14 protein-coding genes are annotated in these 18,873 nt (G+C 61.6%); 5 read left to right on the top strand and 9 right to left on the bottom strand.

Annotated elements, in window-relative coordinates; all coding sequences use genetic code 11:
- Positions 1–107: 107 nt before the first annotated feature.
- Together HHL09_RS12415 and HHL09_RS12410 are read left to right on the top strand one after the other, a co-directional pair.
- A complete protein-coding gene (locus HHL09_RS12415) occupies positions 108–1,886 on the top strand; it encodes a hypothetical protein (RefSeq protein ID WP_169454952.1) in 1,779 nt (592 codons plus the stop codon).
- Positions 1,887–1,893: 7 nt separating this feature from the next.
- On the top strand, positions 1,894–3,198 hold the full coding sequence (locus HHL09_RS12410) for a hypothetical protein (protein WP_169454951.1): 1,305 nt from the start codon (positions 1,894–1,896) through the stop codon (positions 3,196–3,198).
- Positions 3,199–3,208: 10 nt separating this feature from the next.
- Here the strand turns inward: HHL09_RS12410 and HHL09_RS12405 are convergent, their stop codons facing one another.
- Positions 3,209–3,508: a hypothetical protein gene (locus HHL09_RS12405; RefSeq protein ID WP_169454950.1), complete on the bottom strand. Its 300-nt coding sequence runs from the start codon at positions 3,506–3,508 to the stop codon at positions 3,209–3,211.
- A 16-nt stretch (positions 3,509–3,524) separates the two neighbouring features.
- On the bottom strand, positions 3,525–3,932 hold the full coding sequence (locus HHL09_RS12400) for a hypothetical protein (protein ID WP_169454949.1): 408 nt from the start codon (positions 3,930–3,932) through the stop codon (positions 3,525–3,527).
- A gap of 187 nt (positions 3,933–4,119) precedes the next feature.
- Between HHL09_RS12400 and HHL09_RS12395 the strand changes: the two genes are divergently transcribed.
- Positions 4,120–8,697 (top strand): LamG-like jellyroll fold domain-containing protein, encoded by a 4,578-nt coding sequence (locus HHL09_RS12395; RefSeq protein ID WP_169454948.1) that lies wholly within the window; start codon positions 4,120–4,122, stop codon positions 8,695–8,697.
- A 370-nt stretch (positions 8,698–9,067) separates the two neighbouring features.
- Here the strand turns inward: HHL09_RS12395 and HHL09_RS12390 are convergent, their stop codons facing one another.
- From HHL09_RS12390 to lpxK, 6 genes are all read right to left on the bottom strand, one after another.
- Entirely contained in the window at positions 9,068–9,673 is a 606-nt protein-coding gene (locus HHL09_RS12390; protein ID WP_169454947.1) for a hypothetical protein, read from the bottom strand.
- A 69-nt stretch (positions 9,674–9,742) separates the two neighbouring features.
- On the bottom strand, positions 9,743–11,911 hold the full coding sequence (locus HHL09_RS12385; protein ID WP_169454946.1) for a hypothetical protein: 2,169 nt from the start codon (positions 11,909–11,911) through the stop codon (positions 9,743–9,745).
- 102 nt (positions 11,912–12,013) lie between these two features.
- Complete coding sequence (locus tag HHL09_RS12380; RefSeq protein WP_169454945.1) at positions 12,014–12,619, bottom strand: fasciclin domain-containing protein; 606 nt, start codon at positions 12,617–12,619, stop codon at positions 12,014–12,016.
- A gap of 253 nt (positions 12,620–12,872) precedes the next feature.
- Positions 12,873–13,205 (bottom strand): hypothetical protein, encoded by a 333-nt coding sequence (locus tag HHL09_RS12375; RefSeq protein WP_169454944.1) that lies wholly within the window; start codon positions 13,203–13,205, stop codon positions 12,873–12,875.
- 33 nt (positions 13,206–13,238) lie between these two features.
- Positions 13,239–13,946 carry a Bax inhibitor-1/YccA family protein gene (locus HHL09_RS12370; protein ID WP_169454943.1) on the bottom strand — a complete coding sequence of 236 codons (708 nt, stop codon included), beginning with the start codon at positions 13,944–13,946 and terminating at the stop codon, positions 13,239–13,241.
- Between the two features lie 87 nt (positions 13,947–14,033).
- On the bottom strand, positions 14,034–15,245 hold the full coding sequence (lpxK, locus tag HHL09_RS12365) for a tetraacyldisaccharide 4'-kinase (protein WP_169454942.1): 1,212 nt from the start codon (positions 15,243–15,245) through the stop codon (positions 14,034–14,036).
- 118 nt (positions 15,246–15,363) lie between these two features.
- Here lpxK and rph point away from each other — a divergent pair, with 118 nt between their 5' ends.
- Both rph and HHL09_RS12355 read left to right on the top strand, forming a co-directional pair.
- Entirely contained in the window at positions 15,364–16,146 is a 783-nt protein-coding gene (gene rph / locus HHL09_RS12360) for a ribonuclease PH (protein WP_169454941.1), read from the top strand.
- A 182-nt stretch (positions 16,147–16,328) separates the two neighbouring features.
- Positions 16,329–17,045: a type II secretion system protein gene (locus HHL09_RS12355; protein ID WP_169454940.1), complete on the top strand. Its 717-nt coding sequence runs from the start codon at positions 16,329–16,331 to the stop codon at positions 17,043–17,045.
- A 112-nt stretch (positions 17,046–17,157) separates the two neighbouring features.
- Here the strand turns inward: HHL09_RS12355 and HHL09_RS12350 are convergent, their stop codons facing one another.
- Positions 17,158–18,792 (bottom strand): PP2C family protein-serine/threonine phosphatase, encoded by a 1,635-nt coding sequence (locus HHL09_RS12350; RefSeq protein WP_169454939.1) that lies wholly within the window; start codon positions 18,790–18,792, stop codon positions 17,158–17,160.
- Positions 18,793–18,873 lie beyond the last annotated feature (81 nt).

Genomic DNA, 18,873 nt, shown 5'->3' with positions numbered 1-18,873 from the left:
AACCTTAACTCCGACACTCGCCCTCTTTGTCACAACGCTTATGTGAAAAAGACGTGATCGTGAATTGAGGATTTACGCCGCGCCTTGGGCCATGCTTCAAGAGCAACATGAGTGGGGATAGCTCGCGTAGTCTTGGCGTTCCGGTGCTCGCAGGAGCCTCCGGCATTCTGCTTGGGGTGGTCTGCCAAAGAGCCATCGAAGATCCGCAACGCAGCTCGTCGAACTCATCGGACGCGTCCCGGCAGGCTACCAGCTCGACAACCCCAACGCCGCCGGCAGCTTCTCCCGATCCCGGCGCTACTACCCGCCTTCTCCGGGAGATCTCCTCCTTGAGCGCGGAGGATTGCCGCTCACGCGTGCTGGAATACCTGGAGTCCGGAAAGACCGGCTTGGACCTCGAGATGGAGGCGATCTTCCGCCGCTGGCTCTCCTTGGAGAAAGCGGATCAGATCATCGATCAGCTCTCGGATCCGAAAGCCTCGATCTCTTCCCGCTGGCTCGCACCCTTCTTCCTCGCATGGGTGGCCATCGATGAGAAAGCAGCGATGGATGCAGCACGGCATTCACAGTTCCGCGCCGAGCGCGCTCTTCATGCCATCGCCATCCATGACCCTTCGTTCATCGAGCACCTGAAGGGAGAGTCCGATCTTCTGGAGCGCCAGTCCCGTCTCAGGGTGGCCCTTTTCTCGCTCGGACGAGATGCCCCTGAAATTGCTCGTTCGATCTCCACGGCGGAGCTTTCGTCCGACTTCAAGAAGCGGGCCCTCGTCAGCGTTGCGCAAGGCTGGGCATCCCGTAATCCCGCCGCAGCCTTCGAATGGACACGATCCCTGAATCCCGCGGAAGAGCCTGGAAGGAGCGTCCTCCATGCCGTCATGACGGAGTGGTGCGAGCATGATCTCGAAGCTGCCAAAAAAGCCTGGGCAAGCATTGAGCTTCCGGACACCGAACAGAGACCGGGATTTTCGCGAGCCGATCCACCGGCTCCCTTGCTGCTGACCCAGTCGGGCTTCGCCGCGGGACATATCGCCGCCGCCTTGGCTCGTGACCCCTTCCTCGATGTTGCCGGGCTTTATCGCGCGCTGTCTGAAGCTGATATCGATTGGGACAAGCCCGGTTACTTTGCCCCCGCCATCGATCACGATGGCTGGTATCCCGCGGATCCCGGCGCTGCCGCGAAGGAAGCCGAAAAGCTGCCCGCGGGGAAAGCGCGGGACCGCCTCCTCGAATTGATCTGCAACACGTGGGCCAAGCACGACTTGAATGCCGCGGCGGACTACGCCCGGTCCCGCGGAGTTGAGTCCTCCTATATCGCGACGCTGAGAGACAAGCCCACCGAGGAAATGCGGCGCGAGGCCTTCTCGAAGCCGGAAGAAACCTTCGCGTCCCTGTTCTCCGCCGATGCCTTTGGTCCCGAAGACAAGGACTCCCCGCGTCTCTACCAGCTTGCCCAGGAATGGGCCGGGCGTGATCCGCAGGCCGCGGCAAAATGGCTGTCAGAGCAGGACCTCCCGGCTGATGGGAAAGGTAGTCGCGACGCCAATATCGACATGCTGTTCTCGAACACCGTCGGCTACTATTGGGCCCGTACGGATCCCGTAGGCGTCACCCAGTGGCTGGACTCGCTGCCGGATGGCCGCTTGAAATCGCGTGCCTGGGGTGCGGCTCATGAACGCGTCGCCGAATACAGCCCGGACTACGCCTTCACCTTGGGTGCCGCATGGAGCGAGGGCGAGTCGCGCATGCGAAACTTGGAAGCCGACCTCAAGGCCGTGAGCAAGAACATCGGCACGCCGCTCGCCATGGCATTGTTAGACAGCCCCGGGCTCTCCGCGGAGGAACGGGTAACGCTTGAAAACGCGCTTCGCACGAACGCGAATCCATAAGACGCTGATGAAAACGAGTTCCCTTTCTCTCATCGTCGCGCTCGCGGGATTCGCGATCGGCTATCCTGTTTCCCGGGCCCTGCAATCACCTGATCCTGATGCACCTCCACCTCGCAAATCCGCTGTGGTCGTGGATGGATGGAATCCCTCTTCCTTGGCCCCCGCCAATCGCATGGCGGGCATCGCTGAAAAGGCAGCCCTGTTAGATCCCTCGGAATGGCCCGCTTTCTTTGCTGCGCAGAAGGACTCTCCGGAGATCTCGCCACTTCTCGCCCGGCTTTGGGCGGAGCGGGACCCCGCGGGTTTTTGGCAGTGGCTGAAGGAAAGCGGTGACGTCCATCTCCTCGATCGCTTTGCCAATGACCTCGTGAGGACATGGGCCGAGACGGACCCGGACCAAGCCATGAAAGCGGTCCTGCAGGTCACCGAAAAGCAGCTCGCCGACCGGTTGAAGCGGACGGTGATCGATACCGCTATCGATTCTGATCTGCAGAAAGGGCTCCAGCTTGCGGCACTGGCAGGTGACTTCAATCGCTTTAGCTGGGGCGCGCGCGAGTGGGTTTCAAAAGATCCTGCCGCTGCGACGACCGGTCTAGCCGCGCTTCCAGCCATCAGCAAATATCGCCATTTCCTCTTCTACGCGGTTCCGGAGTGGGTGAAGAAGGATCCTGCGGGGGCTCTTGCCTGGCTGAAAGGCGCGGAACTTTTGCCTGGTGAGCGCTGGCTGCCGGAAGCTTATCGCGCCGCTGCCGAGGCCGACCCTCAAGCGGCCTTGGCCGCAGCCCGCAGCCTCACCGATTTACGCTTCCGTGATGAAGCCCTCAGCGGCGTTCTTGCCAGCGGGAAGATTGATCCGGCCCAGCTCTCGGAGCTTCTTCCGGAGCTGCCGCTATCCCAGCAATCGGAGATCGGCTTGCGCCGCTTCCTCACCGGTCCGCCAAAGAACGCAGAGGAGTTCCGGAATATGTCCGCTCTCTTCGCTGCCGTCCCGGCCAGTGAGAATAATCTCAGTTCCTTGGGAACCTTTGCTAGCCAGTGGCAGTCCGCGGACCCGGAGGCCGGTTGGCAATGGGTCACCTCGCTGCCGGATGCCGCCATGCGCCGCAGCGCACTGGAGTCCATCGCCACCCAAGCCACTCCGGAACAATTGAGCGCCATCTCGAAGGTTTCGTTGAATAGCCTCTCGGACAAGTTCTTCGAGTCTGCCTTGGGACAAATCCCGGATGACCGGGAGGAAGCATGGATCTCCGCCTTGCCCGCTTCCCATGCGGCATGGGCGCGGGCGGTGAAGAACAAAAAGGGCTCCAATTGATGGGCCGCGGCTATCTGGGCCGGATGAACCAGTAGAGCACCAGCGTCCCCAGCATACAGAGCGCGGCCATCTTGCCGCTCATCTTCCGGTACTCGCTCATGGTGCCACAGTCTTGGCAGCGCACGCTGCGCTTTAAGAACGCATGCGCGAATGGCCCCAAGAATATCCGCTCGAAAAAACTCGGCTTTCTTCTCACAAGCATGTCCGGCAGCAAGTTGCGACCGCCGCATTCCGGGCAGGGCTGGCCCTCGCGATACGAGCCGCTCGATTTCGGCGCGGGTTTGCTGCGGGGACTTTCGTAAGGGTTCATCGGTGCGAGGTAGCATTCAAGCCGGGCTGCTCGGACTTCTCGCCGCGAGTTTGGCTAGAGCCCATTCGTGTCCCCTTCGAGAAATGAAGTCGAGGCTCAGCCCCATCAGAATCCCGGCTATCCCGCCTGCCAGTCCGCCCCCGATGAGGATCATCAGGTCATCGCCGGCAGCGAGATAGAGGCGATGGAACAATAACCCGCACACCGCCCCTGAAGGCACTCCGGCCAGCACCCCGCACAGCAGGAAAAAGAACCGGATACCATCCGCCGGTCGGCCATTGCGGATCCCCACGATCACCGACGCGGAGATCACCCCGGTCGCAATCAGCAGCGCCGCGATCGCGCAAGCCACCAACCCCATCGCGATCCCCACGCCGATGAGAACGAGGATCACCATTCCTAGGATGAGCGAGACGATTCCCACGCCGCGAAAATCTCCGGAGCCGGTGAGCGGACAAAGCGCTTTCGCGGAAGAAACGGTGAAATCGAATGCCGTTTCGACGCACCCCTTTCAAACGCTACGGTACGCTAGCGGCGGAGCTACAAACTGTTACAAAGATTCGTTTGCTGAGTGGAACGGGTTTATGTATCCGTTCCCCGCCCAAGAACCCATGCTCACCTCGCCCCTTTTCAGGGCAGGAACCCACCTGCTCGGGGCCGCCCTCACCCCTGCGGCCCTGTCTCTCGTACTCGCGTCGTCCCTTCACGCCCAGCCCGGGCTCGATGGGCCCGAAGCGATAGGCCCCTTCCTCAACGGGAATTTCCCCGCCGTGGAGTCGAACTCCGCAGGCGAGTGGTTGGTGCAGGAAACCTACACCGCCATCAATATCAACCTCCCCATGCACCTCGCGCCCTATCCGGGTACGAACAAGCTGCTCTGCGTGGCGAAGGAGGGACGCATCTTTCTTTTCGAGGACAGCCCGGCTGCGAACGCCACCGAGACCTTCCTCGATCTCCGCTCGCAAACCTTCACCTCCAGCGATTGCGGGATGACCTGGCTGGTCTTCCACCCGGAGTTCGGTCAGCCCGGCTCTCCGAATCGCGGCTACGTCTACATCACCTACAAGTGGAAACCCTCCGGGGGAAATGGCAGCGAGGCCTATTGGCGCCTGTCGCGATTCACCGTGCCGGATGGTACTCAGGCCGCGGATCCCGGCAGCGAGCAGATCCTGATCCAGCAGTACGACCGCCAGCAGTTCCACGATAGCGGCTGCATGATGTTCGGCCCGGACGGCTTCCTCTACGTCGCCGTCGGCGATGAAGGGGGCGCGAATGACCAGTACGATGACGGCCAGAAGATCGACGAGCGCCTCTTCTCGGGCATCCTGCGCATCGACGTCGATCAGAACCTCTCGCGCAGCCATGCCATCCGCCGCCAGCCGACGCAGCTGACCATGCCCGCGGGCTGGCCGGATAGCTTCACCGCGCACTACACCATCCCGAACGACAATCCCTTCCTGGATCCCGCAGCAGGGAATCTGGAGGAGTTCTATGCCATCGGCTTCCGCCAGCCGTATCGCTTCGCCTATGATGCGGAAACGCAGCGCACCTGGATTGGCGAGAGCGGCCAGGACACCGAAGAGGAACTCTGCCTCCTTGAGAAGGGAGCGAACTATGGCTGGCCTTTCCGCGAAGGAAAGGTAGCCGGGCCGAAGGCGCCACCAGCGGTGATCCACGGCGCCTTGAAGGAGCCGGTCTGGAGCGTGGCACACGCCGCCGGTCCGGATGGATGCGTCGTCGGAGGCTTCGTCTATCGCGGTGCCGCACATCCCACGCTCACGGGGAAGTTCCTCACCGTGGATAATGTCAGCGGCCGCATCCGTGCCTTCGATTACGACACTGGCACGGGCCTGGCCTCGGACACGATCCTCGCGGACATGCCCAGTGGCAGCGTTTATAGCGGCACCTCCACCGTCGGAAAGGACCACGCGGGCGAGCCGGTCTTCATCAAGATCAATGGCACCGAGACCCGCGGCCGCTTCATGAAGCTCGCGGTCACGCCACCCGCTTCGACGAATCCCGTCTGGTACCGCTTCGAGGACCAGGCCGCTGGCAATACGTCCGGCTATGTCTCTGATAACCCGGACAACGAAACCGTCGATAGCATCCATGATGGCTTGCGGCTCCAGGTCTTCGACGACGAAGCGAATAACAGCTCGAACACCCGCTACGTCGCCTCGAATGGGTTAAACCCCGCCGGGGTTGCGTCGAACCACGCCGGCGTGCGGATCACGTCACCCGGCGATGGTGACGGTCATCCCGGCAATGCGAATGGCGAGCTCTATACCACGCAGAAATTTGGAAGGCTCGACGACTTCACTGTCGAACTGAGCTTCAGGCCCGAGGCCGATTCCTTGGGCGGCGGCTACCAGTGCTTCATGGGCCTGGATGGCATGACGGGTACCGCTGCGATCGATCTTGAGAACGGTCCCGCACTCCAGCCCTTCCGTCTCATGCGCTGGGGACGTTCCACCCCGCAGGGGAACTCGCTCGTCTCACTTCAGAATGGCGATCTCTTCCTGAATGTCCGCACTCAGGATCCCGCCACCGGTGAGTGGATCTCCGTGCCCATCGAAGTGCTGGACCGCGATGATTTCACGACCGGCCAGTGGTATCACCTCGCCATCGTTGGCGAGGTTTCCACCGGCACGATCACGGTCTACCGCTTCCAGAACGGCAGCTATACCCAGGTAGGGCAAGGCAGCGGCTACGTTGGCAATCTGCAGTCCGGCGTCTGGTCGGTCGGGCGCGGCATGCACAATGGCAACCCGGTCGACTACGTGGCGGATGCCACCTTCGACGAAGTGCGTATCGCGAATACGGCGCTCACGCCCTCGCAGTTCCTCTATGCGGCACAAGCTTGGCAACCGGTGGTGGTGATCACCGAGCCGCCCGCCTTGCTTTCCGAAACCGGAGCCTTCTCCGATCTCGCCACCCTCACGCCGTCACAAGGTGTCTTCCCTTATGATGTGAATGCACCGCTGTGGTCGGATGCCGCGGCGAAGCAACGCTGGATCGCGCTGCCGAATGATGGCACGCATGACTCTGCATCGGAGAAGATCGGCTTCTCACCGGATGGGAACTGGTCCTTCCCCGTCGGCACGGTCTTTATCAAGCACTTCGAGCTGCCGGTGGATGAAGCGAACCCTCCGATTCACAAGCGGCTCGAGACGCGCTTCATCATCATGCCGACAACGGGTGAGCCCTATGGCCTGACCTACAAGTGGCGTGAGGATGGCAGCGATGCCGAGTTGCTCCCGGATGGCCTGCACGAGGACATCACCATCACCGAAGCTGATGGCGGCACCCACACGCAGCGCTGGGACTATCCCAGCCGCACCGATTGCCGCGTCTGCCACAATGGCAATGCCGGCCACATTCTAGGCCCGAAGACTCACCAGTTGAATGGCGATCTCACCTACGATCGCACCGGACGCACCGCGAACCAGCTTGAGACGCTGGCAGCCCTCGGTTGGTTTGATTCCGCATATCGTCCCGATCTCCTGAAGTGGTACCTGAAGAGCAAGAAGATCACCGATACCACCGCGAGCCTTGAGGAACGGGTGCGTTCCTACATCGACTCGAATTGCTCGCAGTGTCACCGCCCCGGTGGCGTGCGCGCCTTGTTTGATGCTCGCTTTACCACTCCCTTGGCCCAGCAGGGCCTGATCCGTGGCAGCCTGGTGGAGCCCACCGAGCACGAACGGATCATCGTTCCCGGCGATCTCGCGAACTCGATCATGCGTGTCCGCCACGCTAGCACCGGAGTGATCAAGATGCCGCCCCTCGCGAAAAATGTCGTGGATGCCCAGGCCTCTCAGGTCATCAGCGATTGGATTCTCTCCCTGCCATCCGCTCCCGGAGTGGTCCTCACGGTACCCACCGGTGCAGGAGGCCCCTTTCAGGTTGATGTCGGGTTCTCGGAGCCGGTCACCGGCTTGATCAGCAGCGATTTCGAGGTCAGCGGCGCCAGTGTCACCAGCCTAGCAGGGAGCGGGTCGGCGTACACCCTCACGCTCACCCCGGATGACTTCGGTAGGGTCACGGTCAGCCTTCCTGCCGGCCGGGTCCAAGGAGCAGGCGGTGAGGGTAACTTCGCCTCCGCGGAGAAGAGCGTCCTGGTCACGGATTCCACCCTTCTCGCATGGCTTCCGCTCGATGAAGGCAGCGGCACCTCGGCAAACGACCAGTCTCCGCACGAAACGCACGGCACCTTGCTCGGGATGGAGGCGACGGACTGGATCCCCGGGAAATATGGCTCCGCCCTTTCCTTCGATGGCTCGGGTGAGCTGGTCAGCATGCAGAACGTTGTCACGGGGGATTTCACCATCTCCTTCTGGATGCGCACCACGCAGGAGTTTCAGGTCACGAACGCTCCACCTTCCGGTCGCGCCATTGTCACTGCGGATGCCCCCGGACCTTCGAATGACTTCATGATCGCCGGCACCCAGGCGAATGGCATCAACCGGATCTCCTTCCAGACCGGTCATGCCGGAGGTGCCACGCCGAATAGCATCATCCACGGCACCAGCGCGGTGAATACCGGGCAGTGGGTTCACGTCGCCGTGACTCGAGTCCAGGCGAGTGGTGAGATGAAGCTTTATGTGAACGGAGTGTTGGAGGCCTCGGGTATCGGCAGCACTTCCACTTTGAATGCAAACCAGGTGCTCGCCTTCGGCGGGAATCCCGCGGGTGCCGCCACCAGCTATCAGGGTGATCTCGATCAGTTCCGCATCCATGGCCGCGCCTTGTCGGCTGTCGAGGTGGAAGAACTCAGCCATGAGAGCAGTGGTCTCGCACCCTATGCGCAGTGGCTCGCCGCACACCTGCCCGGCTTGGGCTACCTCCAGGGCGTCGATCTCGATCCGGACGGCGATGGCATCACGAACTTCGCCGAGTTCGCCTTCGGCGGGGATCCCTTGGCCGCGGATGTTTTCCCGGTGCCGATGGACCGTGCCCCGGATGGCAGCGTCACCCTGAGCTACGTTGCCCGCAAGGCACCGGCCGGAGCGATCTATCATGTCCAGGTTGGCGACGACCTCAGCATTTGGAACATTGCCGATCCGGATCTCACCGAACTTTCCCGCGTGGACCTGCCCGGTGGCGAATACGAACGCATCACGGTGAAGTACGTCCCGCCCGTTGGAGCCACCCAGCTCTTCTTCCGCATCCAAGCCTCACCCCGATAGTCCGCGTTTCGCGGCGAGCTTGGGACCGCGAGGCGCTCGCCTCGCATCCATGCAGGATGAGGCCGCTCATAGGGCCGCTGGAATGCGCCGGTGGCAGTAGAAAGCCTCCGTCAGGATGTGCGAGCTTGGCGCAGGCATGTTTCCGATCCTCAAACTGAACGCTCCGCAAGCCTCGTCGGCACATGGATCGGCACAGGAACTTTCAACTGCCAACCTCGGGTGGTTCGACGGCTCGCCTGTTATTTTTCCTGTTATAACAGGCGGAACAGGGCGGGTAAATCAGAGGTCCCCTGCCATCCAGCTCTCCTTGCCCATGCCTCATCGGGCCTCCGGGAATCCGGAACCCGTCATTCCTCCCGGCTTCGCGGACTCAATACCCCTTCCAGAACAGGAAGGCACAAGCCAGCACCGCTACCCCATAGCCCAGGCCTGCGAAGCAAAGCATCTGCCAGCGCTTCTGATTCGCCGTCGCCCAAGTCACCGCGTCGCGGAACAGGTAAGGCATGCCCACCCAGTAGAGCGACTTGATCACCACCACGAAGGCGAAGATCGGGATCAGCAAGCGGGTTCCCGGATCCTTCAGGAAAGCTGCCTCAAGCAAGGGTGCCGCCACCAGGAGACCCAGCAGGCCCAGTGCGCGCACCGCCAGGAATTCCTTGATCGCCATGCCCACCGCCACGATCGAAATCGGCACCAGGTAGCGAAGATACTTCTTCAGGCCGTTAAACTCGCCGAGGTCCATCGACAGCGAGTGAAGGATGCCCTTACCCGGAGGAGCCACCAGCAGCCAGAACCAGATCAAGCCCAAGGCCAGAAGGATCTGCCCGAGCTGTTGGTTGCGCGGGAAACGCTTGAGAAAGCCCTGCGTCTCCACCGGCTTTGCCAGCAGGAGCGCGTGCAACGCGATCAGCCACACGCCCAAGACGATTCCGGTACCGAAAAGCGGCAGGCGTTCATAGAGGTGCATTGCATCCATGTGCGCACGGGGATTACGGGAGCCGGGGCACGGGGACAAGGCGGAAACACCGGAACCCTCGTTCCTTCACTAGAACTTGACGCTCAGTTCCCTCGGGGCGGACGTATTGGGGAAACGCAGGTAAAGCAGCCCCTCCTCCGGCAGATAAGAGACATTTTCCAGCGCCTTTCCGTCCAAAATTACCGATTCCGGCGCCTTTGTGGTGGCAATCAGCACGATTGCCGGGGTCTCGGCCACCCCTTCGACAGTCCATGCGAGGCTCCCTTCGGGTGCTTTGGCGGGAAGCGCCTTGCAGGCGGAAGCCAGCAATTGCGGGCCATTGCTTTTCCGTGCCTCCAGATCCAGAAGGAAAGCCCTCGTTCCTGCCGAAAGAGTCACCTCCCGCTTCACCTTCAACCCGGGGTCGAAGAGATTGACGAAGCGTCCCTTCAGCGTCTTCGCCGGTGCTTCCACCGATTCATCCAAGCCCGCGGCCACGAAGTACGGCCCGCGTCGTAGTTGCAGGTAGTTCGTTTCTTTCCACTCACCGCCTGTTTGAACGACCCCGTCTTTCAAGGCTTGGGAGAATTCCTGTTCCGCTTCCTTGCTCAGCGCGAATTGTGTCGGGCTCCGCCGCAGCCAGATCACCGTCCCTTTTCCGACCGTAAGCTGAGGAGCCTCTTCAGCGCGGAAGTCGCTATCCTTCAGGCCGAGAGTCTGGAACAAGTGCTGCCGCGGGATCGCATCGGTCTTGCCGTCCTCGTTCCACCACTCCTTGACCTTGTTGTAAGGATCCTTGTCCTCATCAGCCATCAAGAGCACTCCGCCCTTCTTGACCCATTCCGCCAGCGCCACATGTACCTCCGGCGACATTGGCTTCTGGCCCTCGTAGCTCAGCATCAGCATCCGCTGGTTATCGAGGAAGCCGGGGATCGCGACGTTCTCCAACTGCACTGGTGTCACCGGCATGCCCCGCTTCAGGGCCGGCAAGGCAAGTCCGTAGAAGTGCGACATGTGCGGATCGCTCGGCGTCGGTTGCTCGCGCTGGAACATCAGCGAATCGCTGATCAGCACGCCGATGCCCCGCGTGCCGCATTCCCAGGTATGGTCCGGCTGCTTCATGTCGTTCAGCGCGTTCATCACCACCTGCAGCTCGGTCGCGTACTCCGGTGGAATGCCTTTCTGATCCTCCGGTTTCCCGTTGCGCGGGTACTTCCCGCCGAAGATCCGCTCCGGCCATGGTGCCACCTCGTATTGCCAGACGTCCGGCTGAAGAAGCGAGGCTACTAGCGTCGATTCCCAGTTGGTCCGGTAGTCCGTCCAGTCGTGGCGCGGGTTGTCTTCGATCGGATCGTTCAGGTACCACACCGTGCGGCCCGTCGCTCGCACCAGGTTCTGCATCGCGCCGTATTCGAGGAAGGCGGTCTCGAAGGTCCGTTCCTTCTGCACACCGCGGAAGTTGTTCGGCGTCCGCGCCGTGCCGGTCCATACCTGCGCGATGTAGCCATTGCAGCCATCCAGCTTCGCGAGGCTCGATTGCGGGCTCACGATGCACCAGTGCGCGTAGTTCAGCAGGCTGTGCGTCGGCACGTAGCATCGCACTTTCTTGCCGGTCTTGCGGTTGAACTCCTGCACGTGGTCGAAGACCTGCTGCAGCGCCCTACGGTAGAGATAGTACTTCAGCTTGGAAGCCCTCCATTGCGCGTCCACGCTGGAGTGCGGCGCCTGCCATTCCTCCTGATAGTAGCTCTGCCACTCCCGCTTGAAGCCTTCCGAATAGCCAGCCCGCGCCCAGAATTCCGGCTCTTCGAGATGGATCGCCTCCGCCCCGGCATCCAGGGCCCGCTGCACACCCACGCAGAGGTACTTCCCGAAGTTCTCCGCCGGGCACATGTAATAGACATCGCCCCCGTGGCTGATCTTCTTGCCATTGCGGTCCGTCTGCGCGTTGTCCTCGTGGTTCACCCCGTCGAAGCGGCCGTAGAGATAGTCCTGATACTGGCCCCAGGAGACCCCGGTCATCACATGGATCCTGTAACCGCGTTGGCGCCAGGTATCGATCCGTTGCGGCAGGTCCTCGCCGATTCCATAGACCAGGGCCACGTCTGACCGCAGGTTGCCATTCGGGTTCCAAGCCTTCGAAGTTTGGAAGCATGTCCGCTCCTCGCCTTGCGCCGGGTCCGGAGGAAAGGCTGGCGGCAATTGAGCCTGGGCCGCGCTGGCAAGCGCAAGCGTGAGGAGTGCGGAGATCCGTCGCATGAGGCGTATACGGCGAATAAGCTCCATCCCGTCGCAAAAAACAACGCACCCGTGACATCATCACGAGTGCGCGTTTTCGGGGTCGGGGACAATTGTCAGGAATCAATCCTCATCCAAGCCGGCAAAGCCATCGAGCGACTTCGGCACCATCACCTTGTCGATCGAGTGAACGACGCCGTTGCTCAGCACCAGATCCGCCTTGGCGATCTTTGAATCCTCCACCTCCACGGTGTTGGTCTTGATATCGATCTCCACCTTCTCGCCGTTCGCGGTCTTGATTTCGCCGTTCTTCAGCTCGGAGGAAGTGAAGATGCCCGGCACCACGTGGTAGAGCACCAGCGAGCGCAGCTTTTCCTTGTTCTCCGGCAGGAAGAGCTTGTCCAAGGTGCCTTCCTTCAGCTTGCCGAAGGCCTCATCGGTTGGGGCGAAAACGGTGAACGCACCCTTGGTTCCCAATTGCAGGTCGACCTCGGACGCGCGTAGTGCCTTGGTAAAGATCGAGAACGTGGCGGCATCCCGGAGGCCCGCGGCAATGGTGCCCGGCTCTGGAATTTCCTTCACCTCAACCACGGCGGTATCGCCCTTCTCTTTGGTGATCTTGGTCTCCGTGGTGGTTTTCGTTTCAGTTTCCGTCTGCGCGATCGCCACCGGCGTTAGCCCGCTGAGCGCTAGCAGCAGCGCCATGCGTGTGATGTTTTTCGTCTTCATGATTTCGATGGATAGTAGGTTCCCGCGCTGGAGAAGCGCGGTCCTCAAGAGGCCGCGCCACTCCGGCGTGGACAGGTTCACCTTTCTATTCGCAAACCCCATGCCACGGGCGCTCTCCCTTCCCCCCGCGATTCGCACGAATCCTTTTCCCACAGGGAATTGCGCGACATCTCCGCAAGCGAATTCGACCACTTCACGCCGCGACCGGCGGTGCAGAATCAAGACCTCTCGGTGCAGCTTGCACCTGCCCTCCTCAGGATTTTCCACTCCGCTCTTTTCCGGAAATCGCCCACTTCAGGGCATCAAGGATCCCTGCATACGGGCGATGTCGTCCTGCATAGTGTTGAAGCACATGGAAAAGGAAAAAGTAGAACCGGCAGAAAGCCCACACCGCGATCCCCAGCAAGGCCAGCCGTTGCCAGCTGAAGTCCTCCATCAGCAGCAAGGCCGATGCTCCGAGCCCGAGCAGAAGGAAAAGGAAGCCCTTCGCCCGCAGCAGCGCCGGGCTCGTGATATCGCCGCGGAGATCCATTTCCGCCAAGATGCTGTGAACCGCTCTGGTGAAAACAAAAAAGGCCGGATGCATGAAGCATCCGGCCTCTGGAAAGTCAGCTTGGGATCAATCGCGGCTCATGAAGAGGCGCAACACATACCAGAACAGCAGGGCCACGCTCGAGAAGAGCGAGAGCGAAGCCGCCACGTGCTGGCCGGGCGCGTAGTGATACATGATGGAGCTCGTGTTGTAGAGGATCGAAGCCGAAGCGAAGAGCACCATGGCACCGCAGAACCAGATCCCGAGGGAGAATCCCATCAGTATGGAAGCAACGATCAGGCCGAGGACGATGAAGCTGCCGATCTTCAGCGCTCCACCCAAGAAGGTGAAGTCCTTCTTGGTAGTGAAGGCAATTGCCGTAAGGCCGAGAACCATAGCTCCTGTCACCACAGCAGCCTGTCCAATAACCGCGGGGCCGACCTTGACCATCGCCACCGAAATAATCGGAAGGAAGAGCACCGCCCACGCAACCGTGTAGATGCCCAATCCCAGATACTGGGTCGTCTTCGAGGCACCGCTGAGGGCCATCTTGTTGGCGATGGAGGAGATGATCATGAAGCCTGCCATGACCGCTAGCCACGAATAGCTGCTAGCATCGAGCATCCGCAAGGTGGCGAGTCCAAACCCCGCTTTGATGAGGAAGGTCTCGATCACCGCGAAGACGCCGATCGCACCTGCAAGGTGCGTGTAGGTCTTCCGCACGAAATCGGTGCGCGTCTCCAAGGGGGCTTCCGCCACCGGCCGGACGGCGTAGGGATTGAATGAAGTACTCATTTTAGTCTCGGAAGTTATGTTATCGGAATCCCCACGGGGCAAGGAGATTTGCCCTTCCGTGGAATCGCCGGACCTTCTTCCACCCGCCTACAACGCGTAGGCATCCCGGTAGCGCAGTACCGGATCGCCCGGAGCGGTGGGATTGCAGAGCCGCGTGATCAGGTCGTCCCAAGCATCATGACCCTTCAGGATCTCCACTTCGATCCGCAGGAAGTAGACCGGCACGGTGATCTCCTTGGGCCGTGGAAAACGGACCGCGTCTTTCTCCGTGGTCACCACCAGTTCCATGTCACGCTCGATGCAGCGCTGCATGAATTTATCGATCTCCTTGCGAGAGAAGCGGTGGTGATCGGAAAAGCGACGGCGGATCTCGACCCGTGCGCCCAGCTTTTCGATGCTGTTTTCGAAACCTTCCGGCACGGCAATGCCGCTGATGGCCGCCGTCCACTTGTCCTTCAGGAACTCCAGCGGCTGGCGCTCCCGGGTGAAGACATTCTCCAGATAGCGCGGACCGTGGGTGCACTCGATGATCGGTGCCACCCGGTTATGACGGCGCAGGCGCTCGATCAGGGCGTCGTTGGGGGTGCCGTCGCATTTGGTGATCAGGATGTAGCTGGCACGGCAGAGATTCCGCGGTGGCTCGCGCAGGGTCCCACGCGGCAGGATCGCACCCGTGCCAAAGGGGGCGCTGCGGTCGACTAGCACGATGTCGATGCCGTGCGCCAGATGCAGATACTGCAGCCCGTCATCCAGCACCAGGGTATCCGCCCCCAGCTCGCCCACGGCGAAGCGGCCGCCCTTGACGCGGTCCTTGTCCACCACCACCGCCACCCCATCGAGGTTCCGGGCCAGCATGAAGGGCTCATCCCCGGCGAACTTGGAGTCCAGTAAGAGCGCGCGCCCGGTTGAGACGAGCTTGGGCATCTTTTCCGGGGCGATTCTCTCGCCATTCTTGCCCTTCCAGTTTTGTGATTCCTTGAGCTTCCGGCTTTTGTAGCCGCGGCTGAGGATGGCCACCCGGCGACCGCGATCGCGCAGCGTCTTGGCCAACAGCTCAACCACGGGTGTCTTCCCGGTCCCGCCTACGGTGAGGTTCCCGATGCTGACGACCAGCGTGCCCAGATGATGCTGCTGCCGCCAGCGCTTCCGGTAGATCATCAGGCGCGTCTGCACCGCCAGCCGGTAGACGCCGGAAAGGGCGCTCATCGCCAGTCGCATCATGCTGGCCCTGAAGCCTTTCGCGCGACCGAAGATCACGTCGGAGCCCCAGCGCTCCAGTTCGGCCAGCGTTTCCTTCATCCTCGCCCCCAGCGGAACCCGGATGGAAGGTCATTCCAAGCCTGAAAAGGCGGTCGGCGGAAAGCCGCGAAGGTCTGGTCACTTGCCATTCGCCCCGGGCTTCCCTTGACTCCTCCCCATGTCTTCCCGTCACGACGGCCGCACGCCCGACCAGCTTCGCAAGATTTCCTTCATCCCCCACGTGGCACCCCACGCCGCGGGCAGCGTGCTCGTTTCCTTTGGTGAGACCCGGGTGATCTGCTGCGCGACCATCGAGGAAGACGTGCCCCGCTGGATGAAAATGCAGCGTGTGGAAGGCGGCTGGCTGAGCGCGGAATACAGCATGCTCCCCTACTCCACCCTCGAGCGAAAGCAGCGGGACATCACCCGCGGCAAGCTGGATGGACGCTCTTCCGAGATCCAGCGCCTGATCGGCCGGGCCCTTCGCGCCGTGACCGATCTTTCCAAGCTGGGACAGCGCACGATCTGGATCGATTGCGACGTGCTCCAGGCAGACGGCGGCACCCGCACCGCATCGATCACCGGGGGCTGCGTGGCTCTTGCCATCGCCCTCAACGGCTTGATGGCCAAGGGCAAGCTCAAGGCCTTCCCCCTTACCAAGCTTGTCTCCGCGATCTCCGCGGGGGTGGTCGATGGCCAGCCGGTGTTGGACCTCGACTACGTAGAGGACAAGGATGCCTCCGTAGACTTCAACGTGGTCATGACCGAAAGCGGGGACTTTGTGGAGGTCCAAGGCAGCGGCGAAGAGGCCGTCTTCTCCGGTGAGGAGATGACTGCCATGTTGGAACTCGCGAAAAAGGGTGCCCAGGAACTAACCGTCCTGCAGCGCCAAGCCATCCTCGCGGCGGACAAGCCGAGCGGCGATTCGCTCGCCGCCCTGGCAGCTGCCTTCGCCCGCTGAATCGTCCCGGCAAGCCTTCCGAGCGTACCTTGTAATCACCTGATTCCGCAGGCTTTCTTTCTCCTTGCACCCGCAGGCCGCAGATTTAGCCTCTCCTGATCCTCCGGTGTTTTCGAACACTTGGGGTCATATAAAAACGGGTCCTTAGCGGCCCATCCATAGACCCAAAACAAAACCAAAACATGAAAGCCAAATATCAACGCCGACCCGGCGGTTTCACCTTGGTGGAGCTCCTCGTGGTTATCGTGATCATCGCGGCCCTTGCGGGCCTCTCGGCTCCCGTCATCCTGAAGCAGCGCAAGGCTGCCGACCGGACGGAAGCACTGAACAACGTGCGCCAGATCGGCATCTCGCTCTTCGAGTTCGATGCTGAATACGGCAGCTTCCCGGACAACAACACCTCGGAAGACGTTAAGGAAGCCACTGGTACCGCCCTCACCTTCGGCGGCAACTTCTCCAACGACTACTTCCGTCAGCTCATCGCTTACGGTCTGAAGTCCGAGAAGCCATTCTGGTGCAAGACCAGCTTCTCCCCGAAGAAGCCGGACGATATCTACAATCAGCCGACCAAGGCTCTCGAAGCCGGCGAAGTGGGCTTCAGCTACATCATGCTGACCCAGACCGAAGGCCAGAGCAGCTCCGGTGACCCGGGCCGCCCGGTCGTCGTCGCTCCGTCCTACAAGGCCCAGACCGACTGGACCTTTGACCCGGAGTTCTACGGTGACAAGGCCATCGTCCTTCGCTTGGACAACAGCGCTACCCCGATGCAGATCCGCACGGACAACAAGTACGTGACCACCGGTGGTGGCCGCTACCTCCAGTCCGTGGGTGATAACACCCCATGGGGCACCGACGTGAATCCGATCCTCCGCGCCCCACAACCGCGCGGCCAGAACTGATCCACGGTTGATCTGATACTGAATTCCCTAACCGGGAAGTCCTCACGGGCTTCCCGGTTTTCTTTTGTCTGCGGGAGTATTCTCAGGCTCCCACGGAAACCGGACTGTCCGCTTACTCTGCCGCCACCGGCGTCGGCACCAGCTCCATCCCGAGCAGGCACACATCGTCGTCGAAATGGTGTCCGTCCGAGTATTGGAGCACCCGGGTCAGCACGATATCCAGCATCTCCTCCAAGGTTTCCCCGCGGCAATCGGCTGCCGTTTCCATCAGCCGCTTTTCCAGGAAGGGCTCACCCTCTTCGTTCTCGGCTTCGAGAATCCCGTCCGTGAAGAGGAGGATGCGGGACACTTCCGCGAGCCGCAGCTCTCCGGCAGGATACTCCGCTTTCGCGATGAGGCCGAGGCCGGGGCCCTTCTCCTTTCGCGTGGCCGCCAGCTGTTGGACGCCGCCGGGGCCGGTAGCGATTGCACCTGGATGGCCCGCGCAGGCATAGCGGAGCACGCCGGTGCCGAGATCGGCCACGGCGTAGAATGCGGTGGCGAACATGGTCGCACCGGCCCGATCGAGAATCGCCGCGAGCCCGGAATTCAAGCCGCTCAGGAAAGCCGAGGGATCCGAGGCACTGCGGCGCTGCTTCTCAAGAAGCCCCCGCAGCATCGCCACTACCAGCGCGGAGCGCACTCCGTGGCCCATCACGTCGCAGATCAATACACCCGCCTTGTCGTCGGAAATGCGGAGCACCTCGAAGAAATCCCCCGCCATTCCGGAGATAGGTAGATAGCGGGCTCCGAAGCGGAGCTTGGAAATTCCGTCTCCGACTTCCGGGAAATTCGAACCGGCGAGGGTCTGCTGGATTTCACGAGCCAGCTGGAGTTCTTCCTCGTAGGCTTGGTTCTTCACTCGCAGCTCGGCAGCCAGCTCGGTCGCCTCCTGCTTCGCGCGGACCAGTTCGGTCACATCGCTGGAGACCCCGAAGGTGCCCTTCACCTCGCCCCCGCGGTCCACCCACGGGAACTTCGAAGTCAGCACCCAGGTGTCTTCCCCGTCATTGTCTCCCCGCCAGGTCTCGCGCTCCACCTTGCCATTGACCGGCTGGAGGGATTCCATGATCCGCCGCTCATCTTTCGCCGCCTGTTCCCAGTGCTCCTCGGCGAAGAAATCAGAGTCATGCTTTCCGGTGAGCTCCCGTGGCTCCTTCAGACCCATCCACTCCGCCATTTGCTTGTTCGCCAGCACGAAGCGGGACTCGCGATCCTTGAAATAGACCTGCAGCGGCACATGGTCGATCAGCATGCGGAGCAGGTGCCGCTCCTCCTCGATCTGGGCCTCGGCTTCCTTGCGCAGGGAAATATCGATCATCGATCCCGCGATCCGTTGGGCCTGTCCTTCGCGGGTGCGGACCACCGTGCCGCGGATGCGCAGCCAGCGCCAATGGTTGCCCCCGGTTTTCAAGCGGCAATCGATTGCGAACAATTCGGGTCCGGAAGGGCTTAGCGCGTTTTTGAGCGACTGGGAAAAGCGCGGACGATCCTCCTCATGGATCATCTCGTGCGGCTCCAGAAAGATGTTGGGAGCCGTGGAAGGGCTGCACTCGAAGAACTCAAGAATGCGGCGGGAGTAGTAAATGTCCTGATTCCCCGTCCACCAGTCCCAGATCCCTTCATTTGACGCGCGAAGCGCCAGAACCAGGCGTCCCGCATCTTCCGAATTCGATCCGCTGGTGCCGCCGGGGTGAATCATCAGCATGAACTCAAGCATCGGAGGGCCGGAGCGGCAATCCGATTTCGCTCCATCCGGCGGCTTGAATTCCGCCCGACGGGGTCCACC

It is taken from the genome of Luteolibacter luteus (assembly GCF_012913485.1).
GTDB classification, from domain to species: Bacteria; Verrucomicrobiota; Verrucomicrobiia; order Verrucomicrobiales; family Akkermansiaceae; genus Haloferula; species Haloferula lutea.
The sequence above is the reverse complement of the archived record's forward strand: the minus strand, read 5'-3'. Positions and strand labels throughout refer to the sequence as shown.